Genomic DNA, 19,032 nt, shown 5'->3' with positions numbered 1-19,032 from the left:
CTCGTGACGACCGACTCCCCGTCTTCCGCGACCGCGCTGAAGGCGCTGGCCGCCGACCTCGTGTGCGTCGTGGTGTTCTGCACGATCGGGCGGCGCAGCCACGCCGAGGGCCTGACCGTCACCGGGATCGCCGAGACGGCCTGGCCGTTCCTGACCGGCACCGTCGCCGGTTGGCTGGTGAGCCGGGCCTGGCGACAGCCGACGTCGCCGGCGCCGACCGGGCTGATCGTGTGGGTCGCCACGATCGTGGTCGGGATGCTGTTGCGCAAGGCCACCGGGCAGGGCACCGCGGTCAGTTTCATCGTCGTCGCGTCGTTGACCACCGCGGTGCTGCTGCTGGGCTGGCGAGCCGGGGCACGGGTACTGGCGCGTCGTCCGTCAGCCTGAAAACTCCTGCGGTGCAAGATCGTTGGAGATCGTCAGGGTTGCGCGCAGACCCCCGAGCGGGCTGTCGGACAGCGTGATCGTCCCGCCGTGCAGCGCCGCCTGCTGCGCGACCAGCGCCAGACCCAGCCCAGAACCCCCGGATGCGGCGGTGCTGCCCCGGGAGAACCGGCCCAGCACCGCCTCGTGTTCCTCGGCGGGCAGGCCGCGGCCGTTGTCGTCGACGACGATGGTGACCACACCGCCGTCGCGGTGCGCGGCGAGCACGATGCGGCCGGCCTGCCCGTGGGTCACGGCGTTGCGCACCAGGTTGTCCACCGCCAGCCGCAGGCCGCCCGGCCAGCCCAGCACGGTGCCGAGGTCGTCGGCGGCGTCGATCTCGATCTGCACGTCCCGGCGGACCCGCATGTTCTCGCGGCCCACCCGGTCGAGCATGTCGGTTACGTCGATGACCTCGCGGTCCTCGTCCTGCGCGAGCTGCCCCGACGCCAGCTGACCGAGCGCGGTGATGATGGCCTCGACCCGGCGCTGAGCGCGCGACAGGTCGGCGACCACCTCCTCGCGTTCCTCCTCGGGCAGGTTGTGGATGCGCAGGGTGTCGAGGTCGGCCCGCATCGCGGTCAGCGGGGTGCGCAGCTCGTGGGCGGCGTTGGCGGCGAAGTCCTGGGCGGCCTGCAGCGAATTCGTGGTGGCCCGCTGCGCGGCGGCGAGCCGGTCCAGCATCGCGCTCATCGCCTCGGACAGGTCCTCGGCCTCCCGCACCCCGTGTACCGCCGGGATCTGCGCGGTGCCGTGGTCGAGCCGTTTGGTGTGTTCGGTCAGTTTGCGCAACGGCCTGATCGCCGCGCCGGCCAGCAACCAGCCCAGCACCCCGGCCAGCAGCACGGTGACCACCCCGACCCCGATGTAGAACGGGATCCTGGCCCGGCTCAGCAGGATGCTGTCGGCGCGGATACCAATCGACATCAGCACCCCGCCCTCCTGCTCCGACGGGATGGTGCGCACACGGTATTCGACGCCGTTGACCATGACGGTGTCGGTGCCCGGCGGCAGCGGCGGCAGCTGGAAGCCGCGCTGGTAGACGACCTGGCCCGACGAGCGCGCCCGGCCGGTCTGCAGCACCCCGCGCCGGGGATCGGACAGCTGGTCCGGATAGACGCTGGCGTCGACGATCGCGTCCAACCGGCGGTCCAGCTGTGCCTCGTCGTTGCCGGCCAGCACCAGCGAGGTCAGAATCGTGAACGCCGCGACCACCGCTGCCGCGGCGGCGGCCGCGGCGATCGCCACCCTGGTGCGCAGGGACGCCGATCGCAGGAATCGTGGAAGGCGGGGCACGGCGGGCAGGGTCAGCTCACCCGCATGTCAGGGCTCTTCACGAAGCACGTAGCCGATGCCGCGCACGGTATGGATCACCCGGGGCAGACCGTCGCGCTCGAGCTTGCGGCGCAGATACGACACGAACACGTCGGCGACGTTGGTGTCGACGTCGAAGTCGTAACCCCAGACCAGCTCCAGCAACCGCTGCCGGCTCAGCACCACGCCGGCGTTCTCCGCGAGCGCGGCCAACAGGTCGAACTCCCGCTTGGTCAATTCGACCCGTTCCCCGGCGACGAACACCAGTCGCCGCGCGGTGTCGATGGTCAGCGAGCCCACCGTCATCGAGTCGGAGGTGGGCGCGGAATGGTGCGCGCGCCGCAGCAGTGCGTGCAGCCGTGCCACCAGCTCCCCGAGGTCGAACGGTTTGGTCAGGTAGTCGTCGGCGCCCGCCTCCAGCCCGGCGATGCGGTCGTTGACGGTGTCGCGGGCCGACAGCACACAGATCGGGATGTCGTTGCCCAGCGCACGCAGCGCGGTCACCACCGCGACCCCGTCGAGCTCGGGCATCTGCACGTCGAGCACGAGCGCGTCGTGCGACTCGCTGGACAGCAGCCGCAGCGCCTCCTTGCCCGTCGCGGCGACCCTGACGTCGAACCCGGAGTGCCGCAGACCACGCGCCACCGACGTTCTGACGTCGGGGTCGTCGTCGACCATCAACACCGTCCGACCCGCGCCGTCCTGGGCGGACAGCTCCCCCCCATGAGCAGGCGGAGTGTCCACCCTGTCCTGCACCGCGTTACGGGAAGTTCGGGCCGTCGGGGTCGTCAGGGGTGAACCCGCAACGATGCTTGATGTCGGTCAGCGGCTGGCGGACACCGCGCAGCTCGGCTTCGACCTGCGGATGCATGGCCAGGTAGTCGGCGACCTCGGTGCGGATCTGCTCGTGCGGCTTGCCGTGCAGGCCGGTCAGGAACGCGTTCACGTCGGGGTGGGTGAAGAGGTAGGCCGACGTGGCCGCGGAGACACCGGAGGCAACCCCGGAGAAGTCGGCTGCCGTGCAGTTCGGCGGTGGCGGAGCGGGCTGAGCAGAGGCCGAGGGCAGGGCACCGAACAGCATCCCGCCGGAAACCGCGCCTGCGCCGAGCACACCCAGGACCGTGCGACGCACAGCTGGGGCCGAGAACACCATGGAGGCTCCTTCGTCAGAGGTGGACCGGGCCGTTTCGGTCGCCGGTCGAGACCATCCTAGAAAGCTAAGCAGACGCGCCGCGCACTTTCTTGCCGAGCGATTAACCGTTGATGAGAACTTCTACAAGAAAGGGCCGGTCAGCCGGTCGCGGTGACCGCGGCGTTCTGGGCGGCGGGCAACGCCGGGCTCTGCTGCGCGGCCTGCATCAACCCGAACACCTGCGGCAGGGTCACCGGCAGCCGGCATTTGCCCGACAGCGCGACCAACGGTTGCTGGAGCCGCTGCAGATCGGAGGCGACCTGCGGGTTGGCGTCGAAGTACGCCTTCAGCGCGGCGATCGACTGCGGCCCCTCCTGCTGCTGGGAGATCGCGGTGATCGCCCCGTTGGCTTTCGGGTTGGCCTCCAGGTAGTTGCCGGTATAGGTCGCGACCTCGGCCACGGTCCTGGCAACCTCGCTGGCCGCGCACGGATCGGGCGCGGCGACCGCGATCGGGCCGGTCAGCATCGCGATGCCGGCCCCTCCGGCGATCACGGCGGCGAATTTCACGGGCAGATGCATGACGAACTCCTAACAGTTCGCTAACACGCGTGACGTGCTTCGCAAACGTGCTGCGATGATGAGCAGAGGGTCCCCGACGCCTGTGTAGCTCCGCCGCCATACTGCCATCGCCCCCTCGGGCCTGACCAATACAGCGACCGAACCCGCAGGCATCGTCCCTGGATGAGGCATTTTCTGCCAGCTGTTTCAGCCCGGCGAACTGACAGAAACCTGCTGTACCCTCTCGCTATCGGCAGCCGGGGAGAAAGTGGGGAGTTCCGATCCAGCAGTTCATGATGCGCCTGAGCAGCAACCTGCGCAGGTTCCGCTGGGCGGTGTTCGCGGTGTGGCTCCTGCTCCTGGTGCCCTCGGTGTATCTGGCGATGAACCAGTCCAGCCACCTCACCGGCGGCGGCTTCGAGGTCGAAGGTTCGCAGTCGCTCTACGTGCAGCGCCAGCTTGAGGCGCAGTTCCCCGACCAGGGCGCCTCCCCGCTCGCCCTGGTCGCCGCACCGCGCCCCGACGCGTCGTTCCAGGACATGGCCGACGCGGTCACCCACCTCGAGCGCCTCGCCTCCGAGGTGCCCAGCGTCAAGGTCGTCCCGACGCCGCAACAGCCGCCGCCGCAGCCCGACCGCCCGTACGTGATCACGCTGCAGCTGGACTTCGAGAACACCGGTGCGGTCGACGTCGCCAAGCAGCTGCGGGAGAAGATCGGCGTCGACGGCGAAGAGCCCGGTGAGATGGAGAACGGCAAGGTCCGGCTCTACGTCATCGGCCAGGGCGCGCTCGGCGCCGCGGCGACGCTGGCCACCAAACACGACATCGCCCAGGCCGAGAAGTGGAACTTCCCGATCGTCCTGATCATCCTGCTGGCGGTATTCGGCTCGCTGGCCGCCGCGGCGATGCCCTTGCTGCTGGGAATCTGCACCGTTGTGGTGACCATGGGCCTGGTCTTCCTGCTGTCGATGTACACCACGATGTCGGTGTTCGTGACCTCGACGGTGTCGATGTTCGGCATCGCGGTGGCGATCGACTACTCGCTGTTCATCCTGATGCGGTTCCGAGAGGAGCTGCGCGCCGGCCGCGAACCCGAGGACGCCGTCGACGCGGCGATGGCCACGTCCGGTCTGGCCGTGGTGCTGTCGGGCCTGACGGTCATCGCGTCGGTCACCGGCATCTATCTGATCAACACCCCGGTGCTGCAGTCGATGGCCACCGGTGCGATCCTGGCCGTGGCCGTGGCCGTGCTGACCTCCACGACGCTGACGCCCGCGGTGCTGGCCACGTTCGGCCGCCGGGCCGCGAAGCGGTCGTCGTACCTGCACTGGGGCCGCGGGGTGGAGGCCACCCAGTCGAAGTTCTGGACCCGCTGGACCGGCTGGGTCATGCGCAGGCCGTGGCTCTCGGCGGCGGCCGCCGCCGCGCTGCTGCTGGCATTCGCCGCGCCGGCGTTCTCGATGGTGCTCGGCAACAGCATGCAGCGGCAGTTCGACCCGACCCACGAGATCCGCGGTGGGGTCAACGCCGCGGCCGAGGCGCTCGGCCCAGGCGCGCTCGGCCCGGTCCGGGTGCTGGTCACCGTCCCCGAAGGACAGACGGCCCAGTCCGAGGTGCCGTTGCTGGAGTCGCTCCGCGACAAGATGGGCCAGGCCCCCAACACCGTGTCGGTGTCGCCGCCGGTGTTCGGCACCGACGGGCGCAGCGCGCTGCTGTCGGCGGTGCTGTCGGTCGATCCCGAGGATATGGGTTCCCGCGACACCATCGACTGGATGCGCGACCAGTTGCCGCCGGTGGCCGGTGACGCCGCCCGCGTCGACGTGGGCGGGCCCACCGCGCTGATCAAGGACTTCGACGACCGGGTGTCAGCAACCCAGCCGCTGGTGTTCCTGTTCGTCGCACTGATCGCGTTCGTGATGCTGCTGGTCTCCATCCGGTCGGTGTTCCTCGCGTTCAAGGGCGTGCTGATGACCGTGCTCTCGGTCGCCGCCGCCTACGGCTCGCTGGTGGTGGTGTTCCAGTGGGGCTGGCTGTCCGACCTCGGTTTCAAGCAGATCTCGTCACTGGACAGCACGATCCCGCCGCTGGTGCTCGCGCTGACGTTCGGGTTGTCGATGGACTACGAGATCTTTCTGCTCACCCGGATCCGGGAACGGTTCCTGCAGACCGGCAACACCCGCGACGCCGTGGCCTACGGCGTGTCCACAAGCGCTCGCACCATCACCAGCGCCGCGTTGATCATGATCGCGGTGTTCATCGGGTTCGCGTTCGCCGGCATGCCGCTGGTCGCCCAGCTCGGTGTCGCCTGCGCGGTGGCCATCGCGGTGGACGCCACCGTGGTGCGGCTGGTGCTGGTGCCCGCCCTGATGGCGATGTTCGACGAGTGGAACTGGTGGCTGCCACGCTGGCTGGACCGCATCCTGCCGTCGGTGGACTTCGAGAAGCCGCTCCCCAAGGCCGACATCGGCGACCTGGTGATCATCCCCGACGACATTTCCGCGCTGGCACCGTCCGGTTCGGATCTGCGCACCGTGGTCAAGTCCGCGGCGAAACTAAAAACCCTTGTCCCACAAGCGATCACCGTTGCCGACCCGCTCGCGTTCAGCGGCTGCCAGCCGTGCGGCAAGGCCACCGGCAGCCGCCTCGGGCGCGACGAGCGGATCACCGCGGCAGTCAGCAACCGGGCGCACGGCAAGACCGTCGCGGTCAAACTGCCCAAGCACCCGGTGACGATGTGGCGCGGCAGACTCGACGTCGCCCTGGACGCGCTGGCCGTCGAACGTGACGCCCGGGGCGCGGAGGGCAACGGGCAACCCCCGCTGGCCCGCATCAGCCCGATGGAGACCACCAACGTGCTGCTGCCCACCGGCGACCGGCTGCAGATCCCGACCGGCGCCGAGACGCTGCGGCTGAAGAGCTTCCTGATCCTGCAGCGCAACAGCGCCCGTGACTACGACGACCTGGCCGAGCTGGTGGATTCGATGGACGCCAACACCGCGGCAGAAGTGCTCGCCGGCATGGACCGGTACTACTGTGGTCAACCGGCCAGGCCGTACTGGGTGGCCACCCAGTTGGTGCGGCGCCTGGCCGAGCCCGCTCCGGCCGACGGGCCGGACCTTGCCGCGGCCGGCGCCGACGGGGAGTCCGAGTGGGCGCGGGTCAGGCAACGCTGCCTCGCGGTGGCAGTGGCCATGTTGGAGGAGACGAGGTGATGGTGGCCCCTGAGATGCCCGAGGTGCGCGGCACAGACCGCCGCGCCGACCCGCCCGCCGACGACCGTCCGGTCGAGTTCTGGCCGACCGCTGCGATCCGGGCCGCGCTGGAGAACGACGACCTCGCCGTGTGGCAGCGCATCGTGGTCGCGATCAAGCGGGATCCGTTCGGCAGGACCGCCCGACAGGTCGAAGAGGTGCTCGAGACCGCCAGGCCCTACGGGGTGTCGCGCGCGATGTCGGAGGTGCTGCACCGCACTCGCGAGCACCTGGAGGCCAATGAGTGCGCGGAAGTGGCGCGCCACGTGCACCTGCTGCTTGAGCGCTCGGGTCTGGGCGAGCAGGAGTTCGCGTCACGGATCGGCGTGCCCGCCGACGACTTCGCCGCCTATCTGCGGGGCACCACCAGCCCGCCGGCATCCCTGATGATCAGGATGGGCCGACTCTCGGAGCGCTTCGCCAAGATGCGATCCCAGCGCACCACCGACTGACCCACGGCCCTGGGCGGCGGGGCCTCAGCGGGAGTGGATCGGCGCGACGTCCTCGACGAGCCAGCGCCCGTCGCTCTTGGACAGCGTGACCCGCAGCGCCAGCACCGCCGTGGCCGGCCGCTGGCCCGGGCTGCTCTGCGTGCCGCGTAGGATCACCGCGACGCTCGCGGCGTCGGGCCCGATGGCCTCGACGCCGGCCGACACCGTGCTCGCCTGCGCCGACACGTTCCGTCCGCCCAGATCCTTTGCGACGGCGGCGAATTCGTTGCGGAATCGCTCCGCGCTGGCGGCCGACATCATGCCGGTGGCGCGGTCGATCGACGAGGTGGGGTTCTGCGGCGTGAACGTCGCCGACGCCTCGGCGACGCTGCTGGCGATGCCGGTCACCTCGGCGCTGTCGTCACGCAACGTCTGGTCGGGCCGGGTCCACTGGGTGTATCCGACCACCGCCGCAGCGACGAGCGCCGCCGTCGTCGTCGCGACCACCGCCAGCCGCAGCCCGGGACCGTCGTCGTCGGTGCCGAAGGTCACCTTGTCGCGGCGGGCCAGTACCGCGTTGACGATCACCCCTTCGACCACCAGCACGCACAGCACCGAGCACACCGCGACCCACCACAGCGGCCAGCCCAGCGCCACGCCGATGTACACCAGCGCGGCCACCGCCGCCGCCGGCGCCAGCACATCGAACGCCAGCACACGCAGCCGGTTCCTCATCGGATCGGCTCCAGCCGGGAGATCGCGAGCCTGCCGTCGACGTCGGTCACGTCCAGTCGCAGGGTCCAGCGCACCGTCTGCGGCTTCTCGGTGCCGGCGTTCTCCGACAGCGAGGTCGCGACCACCATCACGGTGTCGGTGCGCGACGAGAACCCCTCAAGGCCCTGCTCGGGGTCGGGCGCGGCGCCGGGTTCGTCACCGGGTTCGGCATGGTGGATGGTCTCGATGGCGACCGAGTCGATCTGCCCGGTGGTGCGCGACTGCAGCGTCTGCACCAGCTTGCGGTACGGCTCGACGGCGGTCTCGAACTCGGCGTTGAGCTGGCCGACGGTGCCCTCGTGCAGCGTGGTCATGTCGGCGTCGACGGAGTCCTTGTTCATGTTGATCAGCACGCCGGTCCAGTCGACGGCGGTCTGCAGCACCTCACCGCGGTACCTCAGTTCCGCGGTGTCGGCGCGGTGCCCGTTCCAGATCATCACCGCCAGCACCACCGCGGCGACCCCCACCACCGCGAGCACCGCCGACCCGACGCCGTAGCGGCTGATGATCCCGTCAGTGCGCGGTTCCGGCTCGTCATCGGGCATGCGCGTGAGGGTACCGGCACGTTCTGGCAGGCTTGTGGGGTGACGGTAGAAGCTACATCGCCCAAGTCGACAACCAAGTCCGGACTCGACCTGCGCTACGTCGACGCCGACGCCCGTCCGCAGGACGATCTGTTCGGCCACGTGAACGGCCGCTGGCTGGCCGAGTACCAGATCCCGGCGGACCGGGCCACCGACGGCGCCTTCCGCACGCTCTACGACCGCGCCGAGGAACAGATCCGCGACCTGATCAACGAGGTGGCCGGTGGGGACGCCCCGCACGGCACCGACGCGTCCCGCAGCTCAGGCTCAACCGACCCGTCCCGCATCTCAGGTTCGAACGACGCGTCCCGCATCTCAGGTTCGAACGACGCGTCCCGCATCGGGGACCTCTTCGCCAGCTTCATGGACGAGGACACGGTGCGGGCACGCGGACTGACCCCGCTGCTCGACGAGCTCGCCGCCATCGATTCCGCCGACAGCCCCGACGCGCTCGCGCGCGTGATGGGCGCGCTGCAGCGCACCGGCGTCGGCGGGGGCACCGGCCTGTACGTCGACACCGACTCCAAGAACTCCGAGCGCTATCTGCTGCACCTGACCCAGTCCGGGATCGGGCTGCCCGACGAGTCGTACTTCCGCGACGAGCAGCACGCCGAGATCCTGTCCGCCTACCCGGGGCACATCGCCGCGATGTTCGGCCTGGTCTACGGCGGCGGCGCCGAGGATCACGCCGACACCGCAGAGCGCATCGTCGCGCTGGAGACCAAGATCGCGGCCGGGCACTGGGACGTGGTCAAGCGCCGCGACGCCGACCTGACCTACAACCTGCGCACGTTCGCCGAGGTCGTCGAGCAAGCGCCCGGATTCGACTGGCCGGGTTGGCTGTCGGGACTCGGCGCTCGCGACGACCAGGCCGCCGAAGTGGTGGTGCGCCAGCCCGATTTCCTGACCGCGTTCGCCGGGCTGTGGGCCGGCGAGAGCCTGGAGGACTGGAAGAACTGGCTGCGCTGGCGGGTGATCCACGCCCGGGCGTTCCTGCTCACCGACGAACTGATCGCCGAGGACTTCTCGTTCTACGGGCGCAGACTGTCGGGCACCGAGGAGATTCGCGAACGCTGGAAGCGCGGCGTATCGGTGGTGGAGAGCCTGATGGGTGAGGCATTGGGCCGGCTGTACGTGGATCGGCACTTCCCGCCGCAAGCCAAGGCGCGGATGGACGAGCTGGTGGCCAATCTGCGCGAGGCCTACCGGGTCAGCATCAACTCGCTGGACTGGATGACTCCGCAGACGCGGGAGAAGGCACTGGTCAAGCTCGACAAGTTCACCCCGAAGATCGGCTACCCGAAGAAGTGGCGGGACTACTCCGCGCTGGAGATCGCCCGCGACGACCTGTACGGCAACTACCGGCGCGGCTACGCGCTGGAGTACGACCGTGATCTGGCCAAGCTGGGCGGCCCGGTGGACCGCGACGAGTGGTTCATGACGCCGCAGACGGTCAACGCGTACTACAACCCCGGCATGAACGAGATCGTGTTCCCGGCCGCGATCCTGCAGCCGCCGTTCTTCGACGCCGACGCCGACGACGCCGCCAACTACGGCGGCATCGGCGCGGTGATCGGTCATGAAATCGGACACGGCTTCGACGATCAGGGCGCCAAGTACGACGGCGACGGGAACCTGGTGGACTGGTGGACCGACGAGGACCGCGCCGAATTCGGCAAGCGCACCACGGCATTGATCGAACAGTACGAGGAGTTCGTGCCGCGCGACCTGGACCCGTCGCATCATGTGAACGGCGCGTTCACCGTCGGCGAGAACATCGGCGACCTCGGCGGCCTCTCAATAGCACTGCTCGCGTATCGACTCTCACTGCAGGGCAAGACCGCACCGGTGATCGACGGGCTGACCGGCGAGCAGCGGGTGTTCTTCGGCTGGGCCCAGGTGTGGCGCACGAAATCCCGTGAAGCCGAGGCGATCCGGCGATTGGCGGTGGACCCGCACTCGCCGCCGGAGTTCCGCTGCAACGGCGTGATCCGCAACATGGACGCGTTCTACGACGCGTTCGGGGTCGGACCCGACGACGAGCTGTATCTGGAACCCGAACGGCGCGTGCACATCTGGAACTGAGCGGGGACCTCCGCTAGTTCAGGGCTAGTCCAGGAAGCGGGCCCGCACCTCGGGCGCCGGGATCGGGCAGGTGTCATGCCTGCCGAAGATCCGGTACCGGACCCGGGCGAAGCCGTCGTAGAGCCGGTCGCGCAGCGGGGCCCGGATGACCGCGGCGGCCCGCAGGGCCCGCCACGGCCCGCCGAGGTAGTCGGTGACGCGCAGCGCCGCGGCGGACTTGACCGCGACCTGCTCGTCGGGTCCTGCCGGGTCGTCGACGAAGACCACCGAGTCGACGTCGGCGAGGAACGGGTGGCGGGCGATGACGCCGCGGGCGAAGTCGCTGTCGAGCGCGGCGAACCGCAGCGACCCGTGCCGATCCACACGCAGAATGGCCTGGACGGCGCCGTTGCAGAACCCGCAGACGCCGTCGTAGAGCAGCACCGGCGGGTCCTGCCGGGTCGGGGCGCCGGGGGCGGGTGAGCGGTCGTGAGTCCCGGACATCGGAAACCTCCTTGCCCGACGGGTTCCCGATGCGCCGGCCGGCAACCGGTCCCGCCCCGCGGGATATGTCACACCGCGAACCGGCTGACCCGCTGCGGCCACAGCACCACCCGACGGTGTTCGTCGGCCAGCATCGCCTCGAGATCGGCGGCCCGCACCGGGTCGTCGAGGTCCCAGTACCGCGCGGCCAGCCGCCTGGCCAGGTCAGCGGCCCCGTCGGGTGCCACCGTGACCGGGCCGGTGACCGACACCCACCGTTCGCGTTCGCCGACCGGTGCGGCGACCACGAGGGAGGCTCGCGGGTCGGCGCGCAGTTGCCGCACCTTGGCGGCGCCCGCGGCGGTGAACAGCTCGATCGTGTCGTCGGCGGTGAGCTCGAACCACACCGGCCGCGGCTGCGGGGGCACCGGGCCCGCGGCCACGGTCAGGAACCCGTGCAGCGGCCGCCGCAGGAAGTCCCGGTCCTCGCGGGTCAGGGCGGTCTCGACCGCGGTCATCGGTGCCACGCTCCGGCCGCCGCGGCCCGAACAACGTAGTCCTCGAACGTGCGGGCCGGCCGGCCCAGCACCTGCGTGACGCCGTCCGCGGGTTCGGCAAGTAATCCGCGCTCCATCATCACGAACATCTCCGCGACGTGCTGGGCGTCGGCGCGGGCCCACCCGTCGTCGACGAGCTGCGCGGTGTACTCGGCGGCCGATATCTGCTTGTAGGTCACGGGCATCGCGGACGCGCGGGCGATCAGGTCGGCCGCCTCCGCGAAGGTCAGGGCGCGTGGCCCCGACATCTCGTACACCCGCCCGGCATGCCTGCCCGGCTGGGTGAGCACCGCGGCGGCCACGTCGGCGACGTCCTCGACGTCGATGAACGGCTCGGGCACCTCGCCCGCCGGAAGCGCCAGGGTTCCGCCGAGCAGCGGCGCGTGGAACACGTCCTCGTCGAAGTCCTGGTCGAATTGTTGGGCCGCAGGATGGTCCACTCCAGCGCCGAGCCGCGCACGGCGTCTTCGGCGGACCGCATGTCCAGCCCGAACGGGGAGTCGCCCCAGGTGTCGGCGCCCCGGCCGGACAACAGGACCGCGCGCCGCACCCCCGCCGATTCTGCCCGGGCGATGAACTCATCGACCGGGCCCGGCACCGTCGGGGCGACCACGTAGACGGTGCCGACGCCGTCGAGCACGGCGTCCCAGCCGTCGGGGTCGGTCCAGTCGAACGGGGTGGGGCTGGACCGCGATGCGGTGCGCACCGGGACGCCGGCCAGTCGCAGCCGGGCGGTGACGCGCCTGCCGGTCTTGCCGGTGGCGCCGAGGACGAGTGTGGTGTCGTGTGCCATGCCCCCAGTCAACGGCCCTCGACTGGACGAATCCATGGGTGATCCGCCGATTTCCCTGTGCGATCGTCTAGCCTGGCGGGATGGACGTCTTCGACGACCTCTGCCGCGGGGTGCGCGCACAGGGTTCGCTGTTCGGCGCGTCCACGCTGTCCGCGCCGTGGTCGCTACATTTCGTCGACGGAGCACCGTTGACCCTGTGCACGGTGCTCGACGGCGCGGGCTGGGTCGTGCCGGAACACGGCGACGCCGAGCCGGTGCGCGCCCGCGACACCGTCGTGGTGAAGGGCCCCGCGACGTTCAGGTTCGTCGACACACCCGGCACCGCCGCGGAGCCGCTCGCATGCGGAGAGTTCTGCGCGACCCCGGAACTCGGCGGCACCCGACACCGGCTGGGCTGGAACGACGTCGCGCACAACGAGGCGGGGGCAACCACGCTGATCGTCGGCGCCTACCCGGTGCAGGGCGAGATCAACCGACCCCTGCTGGACGCGCTGCCGACCGTGCTGCGGGTCCCCGGCGGGGGCACCGGTGACGCGGTGCTCGACCACCTGGCCGCCGAAGTCGCGCTCGACATCCCCGGCCAGCAGGTGGTGCTCGACCGGCTGCTGGACTGGATGCTGGTGTGCACGCTGCGCGAGTGGTTCGACCGGCCCGGCGGCGAACCGCCGGCCTGGTGGAGCGCCCAGCGTGACCCGGTGGTGGGTGACGCGCTGCGGCTGCTGCACGCCGAGCCCGCCGCGCCGTGGACGGTCTCGCAGCTGGCCGAGCGCACCGGGGTATCGCGGTCGACGCTGGCCAAGCGGTTCACCGAGCTGGTCGGCGAACCGCCGCTGACCTACCTCACCGCCTGGCGGATGACACTGGCCGTGGATGTGATGCGGGAGCGCAGGGCGGCGACCCTGGCCGAGGTCGCCCGCACCGTCGGCTACTCGGACCCGTTCGCGTTCAGCGCGGCGTTCAAACGAGTCCGTGGCGTCAACCCCAGCGAGTTCCGGCGCACCGTGGCCTGACGGGGCCGTCCGGGACCGCCTACGCTCTAGAGACCCGGGCCACCGCGTCGCCGGCCGAAGGTGAGACGGATGTCAGACCAGTTGCAGAGCCCGCCTGACGGGGGGCCCGACGACCGGCTTCTCGTGCCGGGGACGACGTGCTGGCAGACGGCGCGGGCAGGCCGCTTCACCCCGATCGTCGACGGAGCCGACTACCTGGTCGCGGTGAAGGCGGCGATGCTGCGCGCCGAGCGCCGCATCATGCTCATCGGCTGGGATCTCGATTCCCGGACGGCCTTCGAGCCCACCGGGCCCACGCTGTCCGGGCCGGACCATCTGGGTCTGTTCCTGCACTGGCTGCTGTGCAGCCGCCGTCACCTCCAGGTGTATCTGCTGAAGTCGAACCTGCGGCTGCTGCCTGCGTTCGACGGGTTCTGGTTCGGGGTGGCGCCGGTGGCGCTGCTCAATCAGATCACCTCCAGCCGCCTGCATTTCGCGGTCGACGGGGCGCGTCCCACCGGCGCGGTGCACCACCAGAAGATCGTGGTGGTCGACGACGCGGTGGCGTTCTGCGGTGGCATCGACCTGACCGTCGGCCGCTGGGACACCCGGGCGCATCTTCCCGACGATCCGGGCAGACGCACGGCGGGACAGCCCTACGGACCGCGCCACGAGGTCGCCGCCGCGGTGGACGGCCCGGCCGCCCGGGTGCTCGCCGAGCAGGCCCGTGACCGCTGGCGCGCCGCGACCGGACGGGCGCTGCCGCCGGTCTCGCCGCGGGAGCCGGTGTGGCCGCACGGGCTGCGGCCCGCGCTGCGCGACGTGGAGGTGGGCGTGGCCCGCACCCTTCCCACCCTGCCCGGCCGCCCCGAGGTGCGGGAGGTGGAGGCGCTGGACTTCGCCGGGATCGCCGCCGCGAAGACCGTGATCTATCTGGAGAACCAATACCTCGCGGCGCGCGGGCTGGCCGAGGCGCTGGCCGCGCGGTTACGCGAGCCCGACGGCCCTGAGGTGGTGATCGTGCTGCCCCGCAGTTCGGAGAGCCGCCTTGAGAAGCAGTCGATGGACAGTGCGCGGGAGCGGCTGCTGCGCATGCTGTGGGACGCCGACGAACACGGCCGGCTCGGCGTGTACTGGCCGGCCGTCAAGGGCGGGCAGTCGGTGTACGTGCACTCGAAGGTGATGGTGGTCGACGACCGGCTGCTGCGTATCGGCTCGTCGAACCTCAACAACCGCTCGCTGGGTTTCGACAGCGAGTGCGACGTCGCGCTGGAGGCCCCGCCGACGGGCAGCGACAAGGTACGGCGCCACATCGTGGACACTCGCGACGCCCTGGTGGCCGAGCATCTGGGCGTGCAGCCGGCCGAGTTCCGGCGGGAGGCGTTGCGGCGCGGTTCGTTCCTCGCCGCAATCGACGCGTTGCGTGGTTCGGGCCGTTCGCTGCGCAAGTTCACCGAGTTCATGGTGTCGGCGGATGCGAGCCCGCTCGCCGAGAACGAGCTGATGGACCCCGACCACGTGCCACCCTCGATCACCCGCAGCGCGATCGCGGTGGCCACCGGGATGATCACCTGGCCGCTGACCAGGGTCGCGCCGCGGCTGTGGTCGATGGTCAGTGCCGTGGCCTCACAAAAGGTTTGAGCGCCAACAGATATCCGGCGAGCAAGGTCAACGGCGCCACCAGCGGCAGCCAAGGCGCCTGCACCGGCAGCAGGACCGCGATGGCAGCCGCGCCGGCGAACCCGACCGCGAAGTACATCGTCGGCGCCGTCGGCACGGTGTGGCGTAGGACGAGGTACGCCGCGGCCGCCAGCCCGGCCAGCACCGTGAACATCGGCGCCGGATCGGCCAGCACGACGGTCAGCACCGCGCCCAGCACCGCGACCGTGGCCGCGGGCCGCGCCCATGCCGAAACCAGCACCGCCGTAAGCGAAAACCCGACCGCCAACACTGCGTAACCGTCGGCCCGGTACCCGGCCGCAGCCACCATGAGCACGCCGAAAGCCATGATTGTCAATCGATGTGCCGGACCCGCGATCATCGGCGTGCCCGTCGCGCCGGCACCAGCGCCATCGCCTGGTCCAGCGTCACCGCATCCGGCCAGCCGACGATGTCGACGCCGACGGTGGCCATGTCGCGGTACATGAACGAACGTTGCATGCTCCACATGCGGTGCACCAGCGGGTCGTGGTCGCCTTCGATCGGACTGCCCTCGAGCACGTCGACGGCGACCACGGGATGACTGCGCTTACGCAGATCGATGAGGGCCAACGCGAATTCGGTGTCGAGCAGCGTGGAGAACGCGATGACGATGGCGCCGGTCGGGACGGCCGGGCGCGGCGCGAGGGTGCCGGTGGCGGTCTGGAAGGTGTCTGTCGCGCCGAGCACCGTGTCCAGGATCCGATAGAACTGCCGCTGCCCGATGTCGGCGCCGAGCCACCGGGTGCTGCGGCTGCCCAGGGTGACCAGACCGGCCCTGTCGCCGTACCGCAGCGCGCTCTGCACCACCTGTGCGGCACCCCGGGCGGTCCGCTCGGTGGCGGTGGTGGCCGGACCGGGCGGCTGCGGATACGTGTCGACCAGCACCACCACGTCGGCGGCGCGGTCGGTCAGCCGCTCGGTGACGTGCAGCGCGCCCCGGCGGGCGCTGACCGGCCAGTTGACCGTGCGCAACTGGTCGCCGGGGACGTAGGGGCGGATGTCGGCGAACTCGACGCCGGGGCCGACATGCCGGGTCAGGTGCGTGCCGAGCCGGTCGAGCAGGTCGGTCCGCGGAATCGGGGTGGATTGTGGTGGCGCGACGGGGAACACGCACACCTCGGCGGCGTCGGCCGCGCCGACCCCCTCGATCAGGCCGCCGCGCCCGCTCACGGTCACGGTGGCGCGAATCGGGTACCGGCCCCACCGCGTCGCCCGCACCGTCAGGTCCGCGCCGTCGGTCTCGTCGATCGTCATACCGGTCGGCACGGAACACGTCAGCGCTACCGGGCCGCCGTCGTTGGAGCCGGCCGACACCTGAACGCGGGCCGGCTCGTCCTCGAAGCACCTGTGGAAAGCCGGCTCGGCGGACACCGTCACCGCCGGCACGCCGCGCTGGCGACCCACCGAGCACAGCACGCCGAGTAGCGGCGCGGCGAAGGCGGCGAGCTCCCATCGTCCCGCCAGCAGCGCCGCGACGATCGCCACCGCCGCGCAGGTCGCCACCGAGCGGGTCAGAGCCGAGGCGCGCCAGTGTAATTCGACGGTCGTCACGTCGCGTCCCGCACACGCGGCACGGGTGTGCGGCGCAGCAGATCCTCGACCACGTCGGCACCCTGCACCCGCCGCACCCACATCTCGGGCCGCAGGCTGATGCGGTGCGCCAGCGTCGGCACGGCCAGCGCCTTGACGTCCTCCGGGACGACGAAGTCACGGCCGAGCAACAGTGCGCGCGCCCGTGCGAGCTGCACCAGGTCCAGTTCGGCGCGTGGGCTGGCCCCGACGGCGACCTGCGGGTGCTGGCGGCTGGCGGTCGCCAGCGACACGATGTAGTGCAGCACGTCGTCGTGGACGCTGACCTGCTCCACCGACTCCTGCATCGCCAGCAGGTCGTGCGCGTCGACGACCTGCTGCACCGTCGCGGCCGCCGATCCGCGGTCGAGGCGGCGGCGCAGCATCGTGGTCTCCTCCGCCTCGGTCAGATACTTCAACTCGAGACGGATCGCGAACCGGTCCAGTTGCGCCTCCGGCAGCGGGTAGGTGCCCTCGTATTCGATCGGGTTGTCGGTGGCCAGCACCAGGAACGGTTGCGGCAGCGGATGTGTCACGCCGTCGATGCTGACCTGCTGTTCGGCCATCGCCTCCAGCAGCGCGGCCTGGGTCTTGGGCGGGGTACGGTTGATCTCGTCGCCGAGAAGCAGGTTCGTGAAGATCGGGCCGCGGCGGAATTCGAAACGGCCCGTTTGCATGTCGTAGATCGTCGAGCCGAGCAGGTCGGCGGGCAGCAGATCGGGCGTGAACTGCACGCGGGTGAACTCGAGGCCGAGTGCGGCGGCAAAGGACTTGGCGATCAACGTCTTTCCTAGCCCGGGCAGATCCTCCACCAGTACGTGCCCGCGGGCCAGCACGGTGATCAGGATCAGGTTCAGCGCGTGGCGCTTGCCCACGACGGCACGGCCGATCTCGTCGAGGACGGCCTCACACCGCGCCGTGGTCACCGCGGGGGTGCTCACAGCCGCTCCAGCCGCTGCAGGATCTCGTCGAGCGTGCGCCGGCCCGGGCCGGGCTCGGCGTTACCGGTCCGGGAGATGTTCTCCGGGTCCACCCACGGCCACAGCTCGTCACCGAACAGCATGCGGCCGGTGGCGTGAAATGCCCTCGGGTCTTTGGCTTTCCGATGTCCGGCTGCGAGCTCGAACTGCCGGGCGAGCATCGGCCGCAGCCGCCGATCCCAGTCGGCCCGGGTGGACTCCGACCACGAGATCAGCGTTTCGGTGCGGGACAACCAGCGACGCATCGCCGCTGCCGCCTCGTCGGCCGTGGTCTCGGCCCGGTCGTCGGGCCCGCCATCCAGGTGCGACCGGACCCCGATCAGCACGCACGCCAGCGCCGCGCCGGTGACCACCAGGACGAGCTCCCGCTCCAGCTGCGTCACGGCGAAGACCTGCACGACGACGATCAGAAACACACCGACGACAACGACTTTCGTCATGTCGCCGCCTGCAGTTGGCGCTGCACCTGCCGCAGCGCGTGCACCGCGTCGACGCGGTGGCCCTCATTCATCAGGTGCGGGCTGAACCGCGCCTCCTCGAACAGCTCGACCAGTTCGGTGGCGCTGCCGGCGTCCACGGCGCCGCTCCGGATCGCGCGGGCCAGCACCTCGGTCGGGGTGTCGGAATCCCGCGGGGTCGTGCCGGGCGATTTCTCCAGTTCGCGTTCCATCGCGAGGTAGCACGCGATGATCGCTTGCCGGGGGTCCCTGCTGAGATCGCCCATCTCGGCCAGACCGAGTTCGGCCGCCCGGGCGAGGTCGGGTGCCGGGGCGGCCGGTCCGGGCGCCGCGGGCTCGGTGGGCACCGCGGGTGCCGGGGCGTGCCTTCGGCCGGTGAGCGCCGCGACGATCGCGAGCGCGAACAGCGCGACCGTCGTGCCCAGCAGCGCGGCGAACACCGCACCGTCGTAGGGACCGGCCGGCGGCTCGGCGTCGGGGGTCGTCTCGGCACTGGAGGCGGCGTCGGCCCGTGTGTCGGGCACCGTCTGCTCGTCGAGCACCACGGCCGGCACCCACCGCATCAACAGCAGCACCAGCAGCGTCCACGCCGTCAGCGCCGCACCGATGATCAGCAGCGTCCGCCAGCGGATCGGGACACCCCGCTCCCGCGCCGTCCGGGGCGGCTCCCCCGGCGGCGGGGCCGCGGCGCGCTGCGACGCCTGCGCGAAAACCGCGATCGTGATCACGGCGACGGACACGACCAGCATCGCGATGACCGCGATCAGGCTCCCCGGACCTGCCTCGGCGGGTTGATCGGGAGGCGGGTCACCACCGGCGTCCGGCAGATACCCACGCAGCGCCGTGATGGCCAGCAGGGTCAGCACGATCACCGTGATCGTGCGTGCCGCCTTGTCGTGCGCCGCCGGCTCGGTCTTCTCGGGCATGGCCACCCCTGGCTCCAGCACCGACGGCCGGGCCGCCGCCGGC

General features: G+C 70.8%; 20 protein-coding genes and 1 pseudogene. 6 read left to right on the top strand and 15 right to left on the bottom strand.

All coding sequences use genetic code 11. The annotated features are described in order from the left end of the window. The first annotated feature begins 3 nt into the window (after window positions 1-3). The gene (locus ACTWP6_RS09935) at window positions 4-387 is read left to right on the top strand and encodes a DUF3054 domain-containing protein (protein ID WP_260756320.1); all 384 of its coding nucleotides are present in this window, start codon (window positions 4-6) and stop codon (window positions 385-387) included. Here the strand turns inward: ACTWP6_RS09935 and ACTWP6_RS09930 are convergent. From ACTWP6_RS09930 to ACTWP6_RS09915, 4 genes are all read right to left on the bottom strand, one after another. After that, on the bottom strand, window positions 379-1,719 hold the full coding sequence (locus ACTWP6_RS09930) for a sensor histidine kinase (RefSeq protein WP_260756319.1): 1,341 nt from the start codon (window positions 1,717-1,719) through the stop codon (window positions 379-381). The genes ACTWP6_RS09935 and ACTWP6_RS09930 overlap by 9 nt on opposite strands. Before the next feature lie 27 nt (window positions 1,720-1,746). After that, window positions 1,747-2,415 carry a response regulator transcription factor gene (locus ACTWP6_RS09925; protein ID WP_260757888.1) on the bottom strand — a complete coding sequence of 223 codons (669 nt, stop codon included), beginning with the start codon at window positions 2,413-2,415 and terminating at the stop codon, window positions 1,747-1,749. 82 nt (window positions 2,416-2,497) lie between these two features. Further along, entirely contained in the window at window positions 2,498-2,890 is a 393-nt protein-coding gene (locus tag ACTWP6_RS09920) for a heme-binding protein (protein WP_260756318.1), read from the bottom strand. A gap of 137 nt (window positions 2,891-3,027) precedes the next feature. Continuing rightward, window positions 3,028-3,450, bottom strand: a complete 423-nt coding sequence (locus tag ACTWP6_RS09915; RefSeq protein ID WP_260756317.1) for a hemophore — start codon at window positions 3,448-3,450, stop codon at window positions 3,028-3,030. Between the two features lie 272 nt (window positions 3,451-3,722). Between ACTWP6_RS09915 and ACTWP6_RS09910 the strand changes: the two genes are divergently transcribed. Together ACTWP6_RS09910 and ACTWP6_RS09905 are read left to right on the top strand one after the other, a co-directional pair. Then, entirely contained in the window at window positions 3,723-6,641 is a 2,919-nt protein-coding gene (locus tag ACTWP6_RS09910) for an MMPL family transporter (RefSeq protein WP_443187526.1), read from the top strand. Beyond that, entirely contained in the window at window positions 6,641-7,132 is a 492-nt protein-coding gene (locus tag ACTWP6_RS09905) for an XRE family transcriptional regulator (protein WP_443187581.1), read from the top strand. Before ACTWP6_RS09910 ends, ACTWP6_RS09905 begins: the two co-directional genes overlap by 1 nt. A 24-nt stretch (window positions 7,133-7,156) precedes the next feature. Here the strand turns inward: ACTWP6_RS09905 and ACTWP6_RS09900 are convergent, their stop codons facing one another. Further along, window positions 7,157-7,846 (bottom strand): hypothetical protein, encoded by a 690-nt coding sequence (locus tag ACTWP6_RS09900; protein WP_443187525.1) that lies wholly within the window; start codon window positions 7,844-7,846, stop codon window positions 7,157-7,159. Then, window positions 7,843-8,430: a hypothetical protein gene (locus ACTWP6_RS09895; protein WP_260756313.1), complete on the bottom strand. Its 588-nt coding sequence runs from the start codon at window positions 8,428-8,430 to the stop codon at window positions 7,843-7,845. Before ACTWP6_RS09895 ends, ACTWP6_RS09900 begins: the two co-directional genes overlap by 4 nt. 39 nt (window positions 8,431-8,469) lie before the next feature. On the opposite strand from ACTWP6_RS09895, the gene ACTWP6_RS09890 reads away from it, so the two are divergent. Beyond that, entirely contained in the window at window positions 8,470-10,554 is a 2,085-nt protein-coding gene (locus ACTWP6_RS09890) for a M13 family metallopeptidase (RefSeq protein WP_443187524.1), read from the top strand. 24 nt (window positions 10,555-10,578) lie between these two features. Here ACTWP6_RS09890 and ACTWP6_RS09885 read toward each other — a convergent pair whose 3' ends face one another. The 4 genes and pseudogenes from ACTWP6_RS09885 to ACTWP6_RS09870 all read right to left on the bottom strand — a co-directional run. Further along, window positions 10,579-11,037 carry a thiol-disulfide oxidoreductase DCC family protein gene (locus tag ACTWP6_RS09885; RefSeq protein WP_443187523.1) on the bottom strand — a complete coding sequence of 153 codons (459 nt, stop codon included), beginning with the start codon at window positions 11,035-11,037 and terminating at the stop codon, window positions 10,579-10,581. 68 nt (window positions 11,038-11,105) lie between these two features. Next, window positions 11,106-11,534, bottom strand: coding sequence for a pyridoxamine 5'-phosphate oxidase family protein (locus ACTWP6_RS09880; RefSeq protein WP_443187522.1), 429 nt, complete (start codon window positions 11,532-11,534; stop codon window positions 11,106-11,108). Further along, on the bottom strand, window positions 11,531-12,013 hold the full coding sequence (locus tag ACTWP6_RS09875) for an NmrA family protein (protein ID WP_443187591.1): 483 nt from the start codon (window positions 12,011-12,013) through the stop codon (window positions 11,531-11,533). The genes ACTWP6_RS09880 and ACTWP6_RS09875 overlap by 4 nt, the downstream gene beginning before the upstream one ends. 17 nt (window positions 12,014-12,030) lie before the next feature. Continuing rightward, window positions 12,031-12,366: pseudogene (locus ACTWP6_RS09870) on the bottom strand (SDR family oxidoreductase); the annotation flags it as partial. Window positions 12,367-12,446: 80 nt separating this feature from the next. Here ACTWP6_RS09870 and ACTWP6_RS09865 point away from each other — a divergent pair. Together ACTWP6_RS09865 and ACTWP6_RS09860 are read left to right on the top strand one after the other, a co-directional pair. Continuing rightward, entirely contained in the window at window positions 12,447-13,376 is a 930-nt protein-coding gene (locus ACTWP6_RS09865) for an AraC family transcriptional regulator (RefSeq protein ID WP_260756308.1), read from the top strand. Window positions 13,377-13,445: 69 nt separating this feature from the next. Next, a complete protein-coding gene (locus ACTWP6_RS09860) occupies window positions 13,446-14,996 on the top strand; it encodes a phospholipase D-like domain-containing protein (RefSeq protein WP_443187521.1) in 1,551 nt (516 codons plus the stop codon). Here the strand turns inward: ACTWP6_RS09860 and ACTWP6_RS09855 are convergent. The 5 genes from ACTWP6_RS09855 to ACTWP6_RS09835 are packed head-to-tail and all read right to left on the bottom strand — an operon-like array spanning window position 14,968 to window position 18,989. Next, entirely contained in the window at window positions 14,968-15,363 is a 396-nt protein-coding gene (locus ACTWP6_RS09855; RefSeq protein WP_443187520.1) for a hypothetical protein, read from the bottom strand. The genes ACTWP6_RS09860 and ACTWP6_RS09855 overlap by 29 nt on opposite strands. Before the next feature lie 29 nt (window positions 15,364-15,392). Beyond that, window positions 15,393-16,607, bottom strand: coding sequence for a DUF58 domain-containing protein (locus ACTWP6_RS09850; protein WP_443187519.1), 1,215 nt, complete (start codon window positions 16,605-16,607; stop codon window positions 15,393-15,395). Next, window positions 16,604-17,566, bottom strand: coding sequence for an AAA family ATPase (locus ACTWP6_RS09845; RefSeq protein ID WP_443187518.1), 963 nt, complete (start codon window positions 17,564-17,566; stop codon window positions 16,604-16,606). Before ACTWP6_RS09845 ends, ACTWP6_RS09850 begins: the two co-directional genes overlap by 4 nt. Beyond that, window positions 17,563-18,045, bottom strand: coding sequence for a hypothetical protein (locus ACTWP6_RS09840; RefSeq protein ID WP_260756303.1), 483 nt, complete (start codon window positions 18,043-18,045; stop codon window positions 17,563-17,565). Before ACTWP6_RS09840 ends, ACTWP6_RS09845 begins: the two co-directional genes overlap by 4 nt. Beyond that, window positions 18,042-18,989, bottom strand: a complete 948-nt coding sequence (locus tag ACTWP6_RS09835) for a DUF4129 domain-containing protein (RefSeq protein ID WP_443187517.1) — start codon at window positions 18,987-18,989, stop codon at window positions 18,042-18,044. The genes ACTWP6_RS09840 and ACTWP6_RS09835 overlap by 4 nt, the downstream gene beginning before the upstream one ends. Window positions 18,990-19,032: the final 43 nt, after the last annotated feature.

The sequence above is a fragment of the Mycobacterium sp. 4D054 genome (genome assembly GCF_052245755.1).
Classification (GTDB): domain Bacteria; phylum Actinomycetota; class Actinomycetes; order Mycobacteriales; family Mycobacteriaceae; genus Mycobacterium.
The sequence above is the reverse complement of the archived record's forward strand: the minus strand, read 5'-3'. Positions and strand labels throughout refer to the sequence as shown.

Bases quoted from the DNA above. Each gene is read 5' to 3' on its own strand.
- ACTWP6_RS09835 (WP_443187517.1), bottom strand. From the start codon at position 18,989: ATGCCCGAGAAGACCGAGCCGGCGGCGCACGACAAGGCGGCACGCACG.
- ACTWP6_RS09915 (WP_260756317.1), bottom strand. From the start codon at position 3,450: ATGCATCTGCCCGTGAAATTCGCCGCCGTGATCGCCGGAGGGGCCGGC.
- ACTWP6_RS09860 (WP_443187521.1), top strand. From the start codon at position 13,446: ATGTCAGACCAGTTGCAGAGCCCGCCTGACGGGGGGCCCGACGACCGG.
- ACTWP6_RS09920 (WP_260756318.1), bottom strand. From the start codon at position 2,890: ATGGTGTTCTCGGCCCCAGCTGTGCGTCGCACGGTCCTGGGTGTGCTC.
- ACTWP6_RS09855 (WP_443187520.1), bottom strand. From the start codon at position 15,363: ATGGCTTTCGGCGTGCTCATGGTGGCTGCGGCCGGGTACCGGGCCGAC.
- ACTWP6_RS09865 (WP_260756308.1), top strand. From the start codon at position 12,447: ATGGACGTCTTCGACGACCTCTGCCGCGGGGTGCGCGCACAGGGTTCG.
- ACTWP6_RS09905 (WP_443187581.1), top strand. From the start codon at position 6,641: ATGGTGGCCCCTGAGATGCCCGAGGTGCGCGGCACAGACCGCCGCGCC.
- ACTWP6_RS09895 (WP_260756313.1), bottom strand. From the start codon at position 8,430: ATGCCCGATGACGAGCCGGAACCGCGCACTGACGGGATCATCAGCCGC.
- ACTWP6_RS09885 (WP_443187523.1), bottom strand. From the start codon at position 11,037: ATGTCCGGGACTCACGACCGCTCACCCGCCCCCGGCGCCCCGACCCGG.
- ACTWP6_RS09880 (WP_443187522.1), bottom strand. From the start codon at position 11,534: ATGACCGCGGTCGAGACCGCCCTGACCCGCGAGGACCGGGACTTCCTG.
- ACTWP6_RS09900 (WP_443187525.1), bottom strand. From the start codon at position 7,846: ATGAGGAACCGGCTGCGTGTGCTGGCGTTCGATGTGCTGGCGCCGGCG.
- ACTWP6_RS09840 (WP_260756303.1), bottom strand. From the start codon at position 18,045: ATGACGAAAGTCGTTGTCGTCGGTGTGTTTCTGATCGTCGTCGTGCAG.
- ACTWP6_RS09925 (WP_260757888.1), bottom strand. From the start codon at position 2,415: ATGGTCGACGACGACCCCGACGTCAGAACGTCGGTGGCGCGTGGTCTG.
- ACTWP6_RS09910 (WP_443187526.1), top strand. From the start codon at position 3,723: ATGATGCGCCTGAGCAGCAACCTGCGCAGGTTCCGCTGGGCGGTGTTC.